General features: G+C 36.0%; 10 protein-coding genes, 1 other RNA gene and 2 pseudogenes. 6 read left to right on the plus strand and 7 right to left on the minus strand.

The window, feature by feature from the left end; all coding sequences use genetic code 11:
• Positions 1-32: 32 nt before the first annotated feature.
• Both rnpB and EAL04_RS04640 read left to right on the plus strand, forming a co-directional pair.
• Positions 33-348: RNase P RNA component class A (rnpB, locus tag EAL04_RS04635), an RNA gene on the plus strand.
• A gap of 182 nt (positions 349-530) precedes the next feature.
• On the plus strand, positions 531-1,049 hold the full coding sequence (locus EAL04_RS04640; RefSeq protein ID WP_341352201.1) for a tumor necrosis factor alpha-inducing protein: 519 nt from the start codon (positions 531-533) through the stop codon (positions 1,047-1,049).
• 2 nt (positions 1,050-1,051) lie between these two features.
• Here the strand turns inward: EAL04_RS04640 and pbp1a are convergent, their stop codons facing one another.
• The 7 genes and pseudogenes from pbp1a to EAL04_RS08110 form a co-directional block, all read right to left on the minus strand.
• Positions 1,052-3,034: a penicillin-binding protein 1A gene (pbp1a, locus tag EAL04_RS04645; RefSeq protein WP_120973634.1), complete on the minus strand. Its 1,983-nt coding sequence runs from the start codon at positions 3,032-3,034 to the stop codon at positions 1,052-1,054.
• On the minus strand, positions 3,034-4,155 hold the full coding sequence (locus EAL04_RS04650) for an aminotransferase class I/II-fold pyridoxal phosphate-dependent enzyme (RefSeq protein ID WP_120973636.1): 1,122 nt from the start codon (positions 4,153-4,155) through the stop codon (positions 3,034-3,036). Before EAL04_RS04650 ends, pbp1a begins: the two co-directional genes overlap by 1 nt.
• 22 nt (positions 4,156-4,177) lie before the next feature.
• Positions 4,178-5,479, minus strand: a complete 1,302-nt coding sequence (gene tlpD / locus EAL04_RS04655) for a chemotaxis chemoreceptor TlpD (RefSeq protein WP_120973638.1) — start codon at positions 5,477-5,479, stop codon at positions 4,178-4,180.
• Positions 5,480-5,550: 71 nt separating this feature from the next.
• The gene (locus tag EAL04_RS04660; RefSeq protein WP_120973640.1) at positions 5,551-7,320 is read right to left on the minus strand and encodes an ATP-binding cassette domain-containing protein; all 1,770 of its coding nucleotides are present in this window, start codon (positions 7,318-7,320) and stop codon (positions 5,551-5,553) included.
• A 350-nt stretch (positions 7,321-7,670) separates the two neighbouring features.
• Positions 7,671-8,864 carry a DUF4135 domain-containing protein gene (locus EAL04_RS04665; protein WP_240454703.1) on the minus strand — a complete coding sequence of 398 codons (1,194 nt, stop codon included), beginning with the start codon at positions 8,862-8,864 and terminating at the stop codon, positions 7,671-7,673.
• A gap of 323 nt (positions 8,865-9,187) precedes the next feature.
• Positions 9,188-9,551: pseudogene (locus tag EAL04_RS07905) on the minus strand (hypothetical protein).
• A pseudogene (locus tag EAL04_RS08110) lies at positions 9,523-9,597 on the minus strand (ABC transporter ATP-binding protein); the annotation flags it as partial. The pseudogenes EAL04_RS08110 and EAL04_RS07905, both read right to left, overlap by 29 nt.
• A gap of 152 nt (positions 9,598-9,749) precedes the next feature.
• On the opposite strand from EAL04_RS08110, the gene EAL04_RS04680 reads away from it, so the two are divergent.
• The 4 genes from EAL04_RS04680 to hemE all read left to right on the plus strand — a co-directional run bounded on the left by EAL04_RS04680 (position 9,750) and on the right by hemE (position 13,758).
• Positions 9,750-11,282 carry a flagellin A gene (locus EAL04_RS04680; RefSeq protein ID WP_000885496.1) on the plus strand — a complete coding sequence of 511 codons (1,533 nt, stop codon included), beginning with the start codon at positions 9,750-9,752 and terminating at the stop codon, positions 11,280-11,282.
• A 117-nt stretch (positions 11,283-11,399) separates the two neighbouring features.
• The gene (locus EAL04_RS04685) at positions 11,400-12,056 is read left to right on the plus strand and encodes a 3-methyladenine DNA glycosylase (RefSeq protein ID WP_120973642.1); all 657 of its coding nucleotides are present in this window, start codon (positions 11,400-11,402) and stop codon (positions 12,054-12,056) included.
• Complete coding sequence (locus tag EAL04_RS04690; protein ID WP_162982488.1) at positions 12,053-12,670, plus strand: hypothetical protein; 618 nt, start codon at positions 12,053-12,055, stop codon at positions 12,668-12,670. Before EAL04_RS04685 ends, EAL04_RS04690 begins: the two co-directional genes overlap by 4 nt.
• A 68-nt stretch (positions 12,671-12,738) precedes the next feature.
• Positions 12,739-13,758 (plus strand): uroporphyrinogen decarboxylase, encoded by a 1,020-nt coding sequence (gene hemE / locus EAL04_RS04695; RefSeq protein ID WP_162982489.1) that lies wholly within the window; start codon positions 12,739-12,741, stop codon positions 13,756-13,758.
• The last annotated feature ends 3 nt before the right edge of the window (positions 13,759-13,761 follow it).

Consider the following 13,761-nt stretch of genomic DNA (forward strand, 5'->3'; position numbering starts at 1 on the left):
CTTTTAAAGCTACTTTTTTCTAATATATTAACGCATTAGAAGATGGTCGCTATTTTAGAATAGAGGAAAGTCCGGGCTACATTAGACAAAATTCCATCTAACGGATGGCTAGCGCAAGCTAAGGGAAAGTGCCACAGAAAGCAAACCGCCTTTTTAAGGTAAGGGTGAAAGGGTGGGGTAAGAGCCCACCAGAGCTGAAGCAATTTAGCTTGTTTGGGCAAACCCAATTTGTAGCAAGAAGCGCATGGTAAGTCTAAATTGATACACGCTTCGCTTGAGGAATATTGCAAAATATTTCCCAGATAAATGGCCATCCATTGACAGAACCCGGCTTATTCTAATGCTTAACTGCGTGTTGATTTTTAAACAAAGTTTTAATCATTTTATTTTTTTTATTTTTTTACCTAATTATTGTTTAAATCTTAAAGATTTATGTTACACTCTGTAAAATCAAAATCAAAGGGGATAGCGTGTTAGAAAAATCTTTTTTAAAAAGCAAGCAATTATTTTTATGCGGGTTGGGCGTTTTGATGTTGCAAGCTTGCACTTGCCCAAACACTTCACAAAGAAATTCTTTTTTACAAGATGTGCCTTATTGGATGTTGCAAAATCGCAGCCAGTATCTCACGCAAGGGGTGGATAGCTCGCACATTGTAGATGGTAAGGCAACTGAAGAGATAGAAAAAATCGCTACCAAAAGAGCGACAATAAGAGTGGCGCAAAATATCGTGCATAAACTCAAAGAGGCTTACCTTTCCAAAACCAATCGCATCAAGCAAAAGATCACTAATGAAATGTTTATCCAAATGACACAGCCCATTTATGACAGCTTGATGAATGTGGATCGTTTAGGGATTTATATCAATCCTAACAATGAGGAAGTGTTTGCGTTAGTGCGTGCGCGTGGTTTTGATAAGGACGCTTTGAGCGAAGGGTTGCATAAAATGTCTTTAGACAATCAAGCGGTGAGTATCCTTGTTTCTAAAGTGGAAGAAATCTTTAAAGATTCTGTCAATTACGGAGACATTAAAGTCCCTATAGCCATGTAGGCTTAGAACAACAAGCGTTCCTCGCTATCGTCTGTTCTTTTGGGGGTGGGGGTGATGGAATTGGGGGTTGAGTAGTAGGGGATTTTATCCACGATTTCTTTACGCAAGCCTTTGGGGACATCAAACTTTCTTTTTAAAGAAGGTTCAATCGCTAAAATATTACGCATGAAATACGAATACACAGGTGCACTCACAACGCCTCCTGTCGCTCCTTTGCTAATGGGCGTGTTATCGTCTCTCCCAAACCAAATCACACTTTGTAGGGTGGGGGTAAAGCCAATGAACCAAGCGTCAATATTGTTGTTGGAAGTCCCGGTTTTACCGGCGACTTCTAAACCTTTAATGCGAGCCAAACTCCCTGTGCCGTTTTCTACCGCATTCATCAGCACTGAAAGGGTTAAAAAAGCCTGTTCTTTGGAGGTGATCTTTTTGGTTTCCATAGGCGTGAAAGTTTTAACTTCGTTTTGTTGGTTGGTGATGCTTTCAATGAGCATGGGTTTGAGCATGGTGCCGTAATTAGAAAATAAAGAATACTTTTCAGCCGCATCAATGGGCGAGATAGCAAAGCTCCCTAACACAATAGATAAATCTTTAGGGAGGTTTTTAAACCCCATATCGCTTAAAGATTGATAAATTTTTTCAAAGCCAAGCTGATCGCTTAAATTGATCGTGGCTAGATTTAACGAATGGCTCAAGGCTTCTTGCAAGGTTACAAGCCCTAAAAACTTGCGAGAATAATTGCTAGGGTGCCATGCATGGTTTTGTTCGCTGTTTTTACTATAATTGCCATTTTCAAAGTTTCGTGCGGTATCAGGGATTTTAGAAGTCGTGGAATAGCCATTATCAAAAGCGATTTGATACACAAAGGGCTTTATCGCGCTCCCAAACTGCCGTTTGGCTTGCGTGGCGCGATTGAAAGCGCTTTTTTTATAATCAATCCCCCCCACTAAGGCTAAAATCTTACCGGTACTCGTTTCTGTAACGATCATGCTAGCGTTTAAGTTGTCTTCATCTTCATCATTAGAGGCGTTAGTTTTTGGCTTCTCTTTAGCGATTTTTTCTAAGATTTTTTGATGCCCAAAACGCAAAGACTCTAACGCTAAGCGTTGGTAATCCAAATCTATCGTGAGTTTTATGGTATAGCCTTGAGTTTTTAGTCCGTCTAATTGATCTAGTTGCTTCAACACTTCATCCACGACATAGGGAGCGATATTTTGCGTGGAAGTTTGGTTATAAACGATTGGCACTTCATTGAGAGCGGATTTGAGCTCGTTAGAAGAAATCCAGCCTAAAGAATACAACCGCCTTAAAATATCATTAGCCCTAGAGAGTGAAAATTCTAAATTTTTGGTAGGGTCATAAAAACTTGGGGCTCTGGGTAAGGCGACTAACATGGTGATTTCTTTAAGCGTGAGTTTGTCAAGGGGTTTTTTAAAATACCCTAAGCTTGCGGTTTTCACGCCATAATACCCATGCCCAAAAAAAGTTTGGTTCAAATAACGCTCTAAAATTTCTTCTTTGCTTAAGACTTTTTCAATGCGTATGGAGATGATAGCTTCTTTGAGCTTTCTGGTTAATGTTTTTTCTCGTGTGAGCACCATGTTTTTAACGAGTTGTTGGGTTAGAGTGCTACCCCCTTCAGTGTAACGACCGCTTTTAGCGTTTTTAATCATAGCGCGCATGATAGCGTCTAAATTGATCCCCCCATGCTCAAAAAAGAGGGTGTCTTCTACCGCTAGAAGGCTTTCAATAAATCGTGGGGGGATTTCTTCAAAACGCGCATAAAAACGGAATTCCTTATCATAAATATTAGCGATCAAACGCCCTTTTCGGTCTAAAATCTGTGAAGCGACACTGGGACGATAATCTTTGATTTTAGCAATATCCTTATCCGTAGTTACCCAAACTTGAGCGACAAGAACGGCCAATAACCCTATGATAATCAAAAATAAAACGATAAAACCATAAAAAATCTTTTTTAGCATTAACCACTCTTAAAAGAAGATTGTATTTTAGAATAATCTAAAAGGGCGTTTGCAAGCTCTTTAGTGTCTTCTAAGCTGTTTTTGAGGGACAAAGAGACTCGTAAAAGGGGTTTAGAAACCGTAGGGGGTCGGATAGCTCCCACTAAAAACCCCTTTTCTTTCAAAAAATATTGGGCGTTTAAAAGGGCGGGATTGTTTTCAAACTCTAAAGTAAAAAATCCTGCGAGCGTTCTAACGCCTAAAGTTTCAAAAATAATCTGTTGGTGTTTGTGAAGCTCATTTTTTAATTCCTGTTTTTGCGCGATAAAGTATTCTAAATGGGCCAAAGTTAAAGCGGTGTCTAACAGGCTTAAAGCGGTGGTGTAAATCACGCTTTTAGCGCGATTAGTTAAAAACTCTATGACTTGTAAAGGGGCTAAAACACACGCCCCATAGCTCGCAAGCGCTTTAGAAAAAGTGCTGAGCTTAATGATTTTGTCTTTTTCTTTGATACGATGATATTCTAAAAAACCCAATAAATTCTCGCCAATAGTCCCAAAACTATGGGCTTCATCCACGATTAAAAAAGCGTTAGGGATTTCTTGAACGATTGTATAAAAATCATAAGGAGCGATACTCGCATCCATAGAATAAACCCCCTCAATGGCTATGAATTTGAGCTTGTTTTTAGGAGCGTTAAAGAGTTTTTGTTTCAAATCTTTAATATCATTGTGCGAGAAAAAGATCACTTGATTAGGCTTAATCTTAGTGCTAAAAATCCCGCTCGCATGGTAGTGTGCGTCCATGAATAAAAGGGCGTTTTTGACTAAAAGGGTGTCTATTAAAGCTAGATTGCCCAAAAAACCACTCCCCACTAAAAGAGTGCTTTCAAATTCTAACAAATCCGCTAGTCGTTCTTCTAATTCTGCATGCAAAGGGTGGTAGCCATTCACTAACATGGAAGCCTTGGGGGAATGAGAAACAAAGGACTGGAGCTTATCAAAAGCGTTTTGAAGCAAATCTTTTTTAACGCTCAAACCCAAATAATCATTAGAAGCGTAATCCTTTAATAAAGGGTCAAACAACTCTCTTTTGCGGTAGCGTTTGGCATGGTGTAGGGCTTCTAAAGATTTAGAAAACATCAAAACGCTTCATTGAATGGAATCATTCGCCTTTTTGAATTTTTTCAATGATTTTATTGAGTTCGTCTTGTTTTTCATAAAACATCTTATCAATATTTTCTTTGACATGCTTAGCGCTATCTTCCATTAAATGCACTTTATGTTCTAGGTATTTTGAATCGGTAATATGGTCTTCTTGAACGGCTTTAACCAAATCATTAGCTTCAGCATGCACGCTCGCATGGTGGCTTTCTAAAGCTCTATAGCCTGAAGTGTTGGAAAAATTCTCTTTACCCGCGCCCTCATAATACCATTTGCCTAAACGGCAACTCTTATGGCTAGTAATATCAAAGGAGTTGAGACCAAAGACCATGCCATAAAGATTGTTTTTAAAGACCACATGATCGAGTTTGGCTAGACCGCAAAACACCCGGTTATTGATATTATAGATGGTGTATTTTGCCGCTTGCGCGACAATCATGTTATTTTTTACGGTGGATTTAAGCTCTTCTACATCGCCTTTAATAGAGCCTACAATAGAATTAATATCGTGGGTGTTGGTTTGAATATCGTTCGCTTCTTGTTGCATGCTTTTAACCACGACAGCGATTTCTTTAGTGGCTTTTTGGGTTTTTTCAGCGAGTTTTCTCACCTCATCAGCCACCACCGCAAACCCTCTCCCATGCTCGCCCGCTCGTGCGGCTTCAATAGCGGCGTTTAGGGCTAAGAGATTGGTTTGCTCTGCAATATCATCAATCAAAGAAATGACTTGAGTGATTTCATTGCTCCGTTGGTTGAGAGAGTCCGCTAACGAAGTGGCGTTTTGCATCTTTTCATAAAGCGATTCAATGTCTTGACCTGTTTTATTAACGGTTATTAACCCTTCATTAGAATGCTCTTCACCATTTTTAGCCGCATTTAAGAGCAAGCCTGTTTCTTGATGGAAATACTGCATGCTTTCTTGCGCGTTCTCTAAGCCCTCTTTTAAGCTTGCGCAAAAAGTCTTAAACAAATCATTTTTATGGTATTCCCCCACACAACCTGTTTTTTTAGCCAATGAAAAATACTGCACGCCATCAATATTTTGGCTTTTTAAAGAATAAGAAACCCCTTGTAAATTAACGCTTTCTGCGTTTTCTTTAAAATGAACGCTTTGTTCTTCTAAATTGTTTAAGCTTGCAAGATTCCCGCTTTTAAAAACGACTTTATTGTTTTTAATACCTACAAAACCCTCATGCAAGCACAAATTTAAAAGGCTTTGATAGAGATTGACTTCTTTTTTTAACTCCGCAATCTCAGAATCTTTTTGACTGATTTGAAGCTGTAACTGCTTATTCCCAAACATGGTGGCATTCCTTATTTAAATTTGAATCTTTTGAGATTATACCCAAAATTACCAAACATTTTAAGCGCTCGTTAGTATTGTTGCTTCAAAAACAATTCGTAAAATAATCCCTGTTTTTTTATAAGGGTTTCAAAGTTGCCCTGTTCTATTAGTTTGCCTTGATCTAACACGATAATTTCATCAGCTTGCTTGACACTATTCATGCGGTGTGTAATAATTAAAGCCATTTTAGATTGCGATTTTTTAAAAATAAAATCTAAAAACTCTTTTTCCATAATGGGATCGATGGCGCTGCTTGGCTCATCTAAAACAATGCAATTACTTGGTTTTAAAAAGGCTCTTATGGTAGCTATGCGTTGCTTTTGACCTAAAGAAAAATCTACCCCATTATATTGCGCTCCAAATAGTGTGTTGTTGCAATCATTAAGACAATCTTGAAAATTCTCATCAAAAGATTTTAGTATTTCTCTTTTTTGCTTTAATTGCTCTTTAGTGATATTGTTTTGCATAAAAAGATTATCATCAATGCTATACCCAGCATAAAGAGAAAAATCTTGAAATATGGCACTCATTTGTTGATGGTAGCTATTTAGTTCCAAGTCTTGTAGTGGGTATTTGTTATTAATGATAATTTGACCTGAATTTGGGGTATAAAAACCTAACAATAAATTAATCAGCGTGCTTTTCCCGCTAGCATTCCTACCGACTAATGCATAAATTTTGTTAGTGTTTAAAGAAAGATTAAAATTTTCAAAAATAGGTTTTGAATTAGAATAAGAAAAACTAATGTTTTCAAATGTAATACTATGGATTTTTTCTTCTAATCTGATTTGTGATTCTGGTTTTGGTGTTTTGTAATCTAATATATAAAAATAATTTTCAAAATATTTATTGATAGTAAAAAACCACTTTCCATAAAACGATAAATCTTGTAGTTGCTGCTCAGTGTAGCTAAACGCTTGGATATATCCAGCAATTGCCCCCACACCAATGGATTTTGAAAGGATAATAAAAACCATTAAGAAGAATAATGCGACACTTAGAATGGTTGTTAAAATATCAGCATATATGGTAAGCATTAAGTTTTTTTGGGCGATTTTCACAAAATGATTGATATATAATTCTTTGTTTTCAATAAATTTATGATAAAAATTGAATACAAAACTAAATAATAGGTTGTCTTTATTCTTTTGGATATCTAGTCCAGAGTATAGGTAATTTTGCATGCTCTCTTTTTGGTCTTGAAGTTTATCTATGGAAGCGCTATGTTTTTTTGCTATATGATTAGTGATAAACATGCAAGGAACTGTTGCAAAAATCATTATAAAGGGTAGATAAATACTAATAGAAAATAATATACCAAATAGACTAATAAGCCCTATAATGCGTTGCAAGTTAAAAAATAGATTACTGACATAATTTAGTGGACGGATGTATAGACCGTTATGGATAGCGTTAAGCTTAATAGTGTGATCTTTGTTTTCAAAAAAATTTAGATTTTTAACTTTTGTGAGTTTAATAGCAAGCCGTGTGATGATGTTTGTAGAAAATTGTTCGGCAATAATGGTTTGTAAGCTTGATAAAATTCCCAAGAATACATGAGTAAAAAACAATAACGCTCCCCACAGTAGCAAAGTGGATAAAAGTAATCTATATTCAAAGTATGTATGATTTTGTAATATATTTGCAACAACATCAATCAATCTTATTGTAACAAGAATATTTATTGATGGGAGAATGCCAATCAATAGCACTATAACTGACGCCAATACAACATATTTTGGTGAGCTTTTATAGAGTAAAACAAAAGTCCTTAATGGAATGTTTTTTATGGTATCCATCCGATATTTTTTTCTTCTTGATTAATAGATCCAGATAATCTTAAGCTTTCTTTGATTGATAAAACATTTTGATAAATGTATTCATTAGATATTTGACTAATTTTGTTTTTTATACACTCAATTAGCGGCTTCTTGAAAGCATTTTTTATTGTTTGTAAATCAGCTGTATATAAATTGCAAGTATTAATATCACGATAAAATAGTGGAACAAGTCCCTTTTGTATGGTTTGTATTTCATATTGAATGATTTGTTCTTTGATATTCTCTGAGAAACAATTTACTTGCTTATTGTTTAGCGTTAAACTAATTTTATTCCAATAAGTATCCCAATCATTATATTCCTTAGGTTGCTAACTTCTAACAGATATAAAACTATAAAATGATGTTGGTCTCAAAATATGTCTGTATTTAAAATTAGACAAGTAATTCTCATTGAGAACATCTAATAATTTTTGTTTATTTTTGTAAATCTTAAGCATTGTTTCTTTAAAGGAATTTGTGATTATTTTTGTATAAAAATGTGGTTTTATAATATTTTTATTATATAAAATCCTATTATGTGATTGATAATGACTTAATTTTCTATAGCTTACTCTAAATTCATTGCTACCATCATTAATCACAAACGGATAGAGAAAACTTTTATTCCTAACTTCGCCACCTTGTAACCCAGAAATAATACTTCTTCTCTTATTGTCAGATGTATTATTATTGATAAGCTCTTGAATTGGTTCAATAAATAATGTAGCTTCAATATCTGTTATAGTGTTATCAATAACGCCAGAATATGTTTCTTTGAATGTAAATAATGTTTCAAAATCTAGTATTATTGGTAATCCATCAGAAATTAACAAATTTTCTAAATGGATGTCTGTAAGGTTTAATGTTGCAGAAACAGCCATTAACTCTGCAACTCTTTTATAAAAAAGCTCTATGTCTTTTACATTAGGGTTATATTCAATATAGTCAGCTATATTTAGTAAATCTGATTGCCAATATACACTTTTCTTTTTTGCATGTATATTCAATATTTTACATACATCGTAAAATACTTTTGAGGGGTCTGTCAGTGATGATTTAATAAAAAATTTTCTATTTTCTTTAATTATTGCTAGTATGGAAGTAAAATCTAGCGAATGTAAATCACTGAATTCTATTTCAATTCTTTTTATATCATTTTTACAAGAGATAATCTTGGACAGTAAGAGTGCCTCTACTGATTTTTCTATAGTATTTTTTGTTAAGATAGTAAAATTGATAAGGTTTGAGCGAACTCTGTCTAAAATGCCAATTTCGTGTAGTTTGTTTATAATTACTTTTGTGTTATTAAAATAGTATCCATATGCGTTAGGGATTTTATTTTGCTTAGCACAAAATATTAGCTTAGCAATGGTAGGAACTAAAAAGAATTCCATTCGTCTAAAAAGTATATATCTATACCTAGGTATATACTTCTCTATAAATACAATTTCTTCTAGATTGAACCAATCATTGAATAGAGTCTTATATAATCTTAAACGATTTGGTTCTGTATCTCTATTCATTTTAATTTACTTCATAAAGTCACAAGTTCCACTAGCACAGCAAGCAGTAGAAGATCCAAAAAAGAAATGAGTCTCAATGATATCAAAACTAATCTCATCTAACCCAGTATAAAAGTTTTCTAATTCCATAATATATCTCCATTTTTGTGATTTGCTTAATCAAAGCAGTAAACATTCTACCATATAAAGATGTATAATTATTGCAAATACTACAAAAATAACAATAGCAATAATTATCTGTGTATAAATAATTCACTTACATTTCTAATTTTTTGCTCTTAATCTTTTAGAAAAAATTCAAACTCTAAGGATCTATCTTTTCGTTAGGGTTTAGAGCGATTTGGTTCATCGCATTCAAATGAAAAATTTTTTCCGTCAAACTTTCTGAGAACAAGACCTGATTGTTTGCATAATTCTAATGCTTTTTTAAGCTTTTCTTCCAATTGTTTAGAGCTATTTGCAATATCAGTATCAAGATAAGCTTCATAGGTTTCTTCTGTCATTATAGTTACTCCAAATGTTAAAATCCTATAGCCTTTATTTTGATGATAGGCTTTAAGCACAACAAAGATCACTAAAGCATAAACACCTAAAAATAGCCAATATACCAATGGCTATTTTGCTAGTTATAGATAACGCTTTTTTCACTTCAATACCTTTTTGGTGAGCTTTTATAGAGTAAAACAAAAGTCCTTAATGGAATGTTTTTTATGTTATCCATTGGTGTCTGCATTCAATAATCAAATTTTCTTTATTATAGCCCATTTTCATGCCCCTAATTTTGCTTTTAAAATAAAGCCCTTTAAAATTTCAAACTTTAACCGATTATAGTTCCAACCAAAAGCAAGGATGCCTTTGGGTTTTTTATAACAAGGAGTTACAACAATGGCTTTTCAGGTCAATACAAATATCAATGCGATGAATGCGCATGTGCAATCCGCACTCACTCAAAACGCGCTTAAAACTTCATTGGAGAGATTGAGTTCAGGTTTAAGGATCAATAAAGCGGCTGATGACGCATCAGGCATGACGGTGGCGGATTCTTTGCGTTCACAAGCGAGCAGTTTGGGTCAAGCGATTGCCAACACGAATGACGGCATGGGGATTATCCAGGTTGCGGATAAGGCTATGGATGAGCAGTTAAAAATCTTAGACACCGTTAAGGTTAAAGCGACTCAAGCGGCTCAAGATGGGCAAACTACGGAATCTCGTAAAGCGATTCAATCTGACATCGTTCGTTTGATTCAAGGTTTGGATAATATCGGTAACACAACGACTTATAACGGGCAAGCGTTATTGTCTGGTCAATTCACTAACAAAGAATTCCAAGTAGGGGCTTATTCTAACCAAAGCATTAAGGCTTCTATCGGCTCTACCACTTCCGATAAAATCGGTCAGGTTCGTATCGCTACAGGTGCGTTAATCACGGCTTCTGGGGATATTAGCTTGACTTTTAAACAAGTGGATGGCGTGAATGATGTAACTTTAGAGAGCGTAAAAGTTTCTAGTTCAGCAGGTACAGGGATTGGCGTGTTAGCGGAAGTGATCAACAAAAACTCTAACCGAACAGGCGTTAAAGCTTATGCGAGCGTTATCACCACGAGCGATGTGGCGGTCCAGTCAGGAAGTTTGAGTAATTTAACCTTAAATGGGATTCATTTGGGTAATATCGCAGATATTAAGAAAAACGACTCAGACGGAAGGTTAGTTGCAGCGATCAATGCGGTTACTTCAGAAACCGGTGTGGAAGCTTATACGGATCAAAAAGGGCGCTTGAATTTGCGCAGTATAGATGGTCGTGGGATTGAAATCAAAACCGACAGCGTCAGTAACGGGCCTAGCGCTTTAACGATGGTCAATGGCGGTCAGGATTTAACAAAAGGCTCTACTAACTATGGGAGACTTTCTCTCACACGCTTAGACGCTAAGAGCATCAATGTCGTTTCGGCTTCTGACTCGCAACATTTAGGCTTCACAGCGATTGGTTTTGGGGAATCTCAAGTGGCAGAAACCACGGTGAATTTGCGCGATGTTACTGGGAATTTTAACGCTAATGTCAAATCAGCCAGTGGCGCGAACTATAACGCCGTGATCGCTAGCGGTAACCAAAGCTTGGGATCTGGGGTTACAACCTTAAGAGGCGCGATGGTGGTGATTGACATTGCCGAATCTGCGATGAAAATGTTGGATAAAGTCCGCTCTGATTTAGGTTCTGTGCAAAATCAAATGATTAGCACCGTGAATAATATCAGCATCACTCAAGTGAATGTTAAAGCGGCTGAATCTCAAATTAGGGATGTGGATTTCGCTGAAGAGAGCGCGAATTTCAACAAAAACAACATTTTGGCACAATCAGGTAGCTATGCGATGAGTCAAGCCAATACCGTCCAACAAAATATCTTAAGGCTTTTAACTTAGTTTTAAGAAAGGTGTTTGTATGGGGCTAACGCTTTAAGCGTTGGCTTTTCGCTTTAATTTTTGCTTCTTTTTCAATAAAATACTCTTTTTGATTTCTTTTTATTATAGGCGGTTATTGTGTTAGATAGTTTTGAAATTTTAAAGGCTTTAAAGAGTTTGGATTTATTGAAAAACGCCCCCGCTTGGTGGTGGCCTAACGCTTTGAAATTTGAAGCTCTATTAGGAGCGGTTTTAACGCAAAACACTAAATTTGAAGCCGTTTTGAAATCTTTAGAAAATTTAAAAAACGCTCGCATTTTAGAAAATGATGATGAAACCAATCTTAAAAAAATCGCTGATATGGAGTTTTCAAAGCTTGCAGAGTGTGTCCGCCCTAGCGGGTTTTATAACCAAAAAGCCAAACGATTGATTGATTTGAGTAAAAATATTTTAAAAGACTTTCAAAGTTTTGAAAATTTTAAACAAGAAGCGACTAGGGAGTGGCTTTTAGACCAAAAGGGCATTGGCAAAGAAAGCGCGGATGCGATTTTATGCTATGCGTGCGCTAAAGAAGTGATGGTGGTGGATAAATACAGCTATCTTTTTTTAAAAAAATTAGGCATAGAGATAGAAGATTATGACGAATTGCAACATTTTTTTGAAAAAGGCGTTCAAGAGAATTTAAAAGCCGCTTTAGCGCTTTATGAAAACACCATTTCTTTAGCGCAACTTTATGCGAGATTCCATGGAAAGATCGTGGAATTTTCCAAACAAAAATTGGAATTGAAGCTTTGATTTTTAGATTTTTCTTAATCTTAAGCCTTTTGAAAGGGGTTTTACTGGCCAAAAAGGATTTAAATTTCTTTAAACCTTTAGAGCCTACTAAAAAATATTTTGGCTCTTTTAAAATCGGCTATCTGTATCAGCATGCAAAAACGACTAAAAGATCCCCTATCCGCCCCAAAAACCGCCCTCCTATTTTAATGGATAAAACTTACCATGACGCTTCTTTAGGCTTTGACGCAGGGTATGTTTTAAAAAAGAAAGCTTTATTAGGGGGGTATTTGGATGCAGGAATGGGCGATTCGTATTTCATGAGCGCTGGGCTAGTCGCTGGAGTTAGGCTTTTTAAGGGGTGGGTTATCCCTAAAATCGCCTTAGGCTATCAGCTTCAGATTTTAGGGGCTAAGATTGATAAGTATCAATTCAATATCCAATCAGCAGTAGGGAGCGTGGGCTTGTTTTTCAATGCGGCTAAGAATTTTGGCTTGAGCTTAGAAGCAAGGGGCGGTATTCCTTTTTATTTTATCCAAAGCAAATTTTCTAAAGCCTTTGGCACGCCACGATTGAATATCTATTCTGTTGGTATCACTTTCACTTTTTATGACTTTACGAGATTTTTAGGGTAAAATATTCATTTTAAAAACTAACTGTAAAGTATAAAAACCATAATTAGACAAACCTTTAAGGATTTATGATGATTTTCATTGATGCATGTTTTAGAAAAGAAACACCCTACACGCCCATTTGGATGATGAGGCAAGCGGGGCGTTACCTTAGCGAATACCAAGAGAGCCGTAAAAAAGCGGGGAGTTTCTTGGAATTGTGTCAAAATAGCGATCTAGCCACAGAAGTTACCTTACAGCCGGTAGAGATTTTAGGCGTGGATGCGGCTATTTTGTTTAGCGATATTTTAGTAGTGCCTTTGGAAATGGGCTTGAATTTGGAGTTTATCCCCAAAAAGGGGCCGCATTTTTTAGAAACCATTACGGATTTAAAAAGCGTGGAAAGCCTAAAAGCAGGGGCTTATAAACAGCTGAATTATGTCTATGATACGATTTCTCAAACGCGCCAAAAACTTTCTAAAGAGAAAGCGTTAATCGGTTTTTGCGGATCGCCTTGGACTTTAGCGACTTACATGATAGAAGGCGAGGGGAGCAAATCGTATGCCAAAAGCAAGAAAATGCTTTATAGCGAGCCTGAAGTTTTAAAAGCGCTTTTAGAAAAATTGAGCCTTGAATTGATAGAGTATTTGAGCCTTCAAATCCAAGCAGGGGTCAATGCGGTAATGGTTTTTGACTCATGGGCTAGCGCTTTAGAAAAAGAAGCGTATTTGAAATTCAGTTGGGATTATTTGAAAAAAATCTCTAAAGAGCTTAAAAAACGCTATGCACATATCCCGGTTATCCTTTTCCCTAAAGGGATTGGCGCTTATTTGGATAGCATAGATGGGGAATTTGATGTGTTTGGCGTGGATTGGGGTACGCCTTTAGAAGCGGCAAAAAAGATTTTAGGCGATAAGTATGTTTTGCAAGGGAATTTAGAGCCAACGCGCCTCTATGATAAAAACGCTTTAGAAGAAGGCGTTGAAAGGATTTTAAAAATCATGGGCAATCAAGGGCATATTTTCAATTTAGGGCATGGGATGCTGCCGGATTTGCCCAGAGAAAACGCAAAATATTTAGTGCAATTAGTGCATGCTAAAACCAAGCGATAGGGG

It is taken from the genome of Helicobacter pylori (assembly GCF_003638305.1).
GTDB classification, from domain to species: domain Bacteria; phylum Campylobacterota; class Campylobacteria; order Campylobacterales; family Helicobacteraceae; genus Helicobacter; species Helicobacter pylori_DJ.

What these genes read in the sequence shown, in the direction of transcription:
- EAL04_RS04640 (WP_341352201.1), top strand. Translation starts at nt 531, where the DNA reads ATGTTGCAAGCTTGCACTTGCCCAAACACTTCACAAAGAAATTCTTTT.
- pbp1a (WP_120973634.1), bottom strand. Translation starts at nt 3,034, where the DNA reads ATGCTAAAAAAGATTTTTTATGGTTTTATCGTTTTATTTTTGATTATC.
- EAL04_RS04650 (WP_120973636.1), bottom strand. Translation starts at nt 4,155, where the DNA reads ATGTTTTCTAAATCTTTAGAAGCCCTACACCATGCCAAACGCTACCGC.
- tlpD (WP_120973638.1), bottom strand. Translation starts at nt 5,479, where the DNA reads ATGTTTGGGAATAAGCAGTTACAGCTTCAAATCAGTCAAAAAGATTCT.
- EAL04_RS04660 (WP_120973640.1), bottom strand. Translation starts at nt 7,320, where the DNA reads ATGGATACCATAAAAAACATTCCATTAAGGACTTTTGTTTTACTCTAT.
- EAL04_RS04665 (WP_240454703.1), bottom strand. Translation starts at nt 8,864, where the DNA reads ATGAATAGAGATACAGAACCAAATCGTTTAAGATTATATAAGACTCTA.
- EAL04_RS04680 (WP_000885496.1), top strand. Translation starts at nt 9,750, where the DNA reads ATGGCTTTTCAGGTCAATACAAATATCAATGCGATGAATGCGCATGTG.
- hemE (WP_162982489.1), top strand. Translation starts at nt 12,739, where the DNA reads ATGATTTTCATTGATGCATGTTTTAGAAAAGAAACACCCTACACGCCC.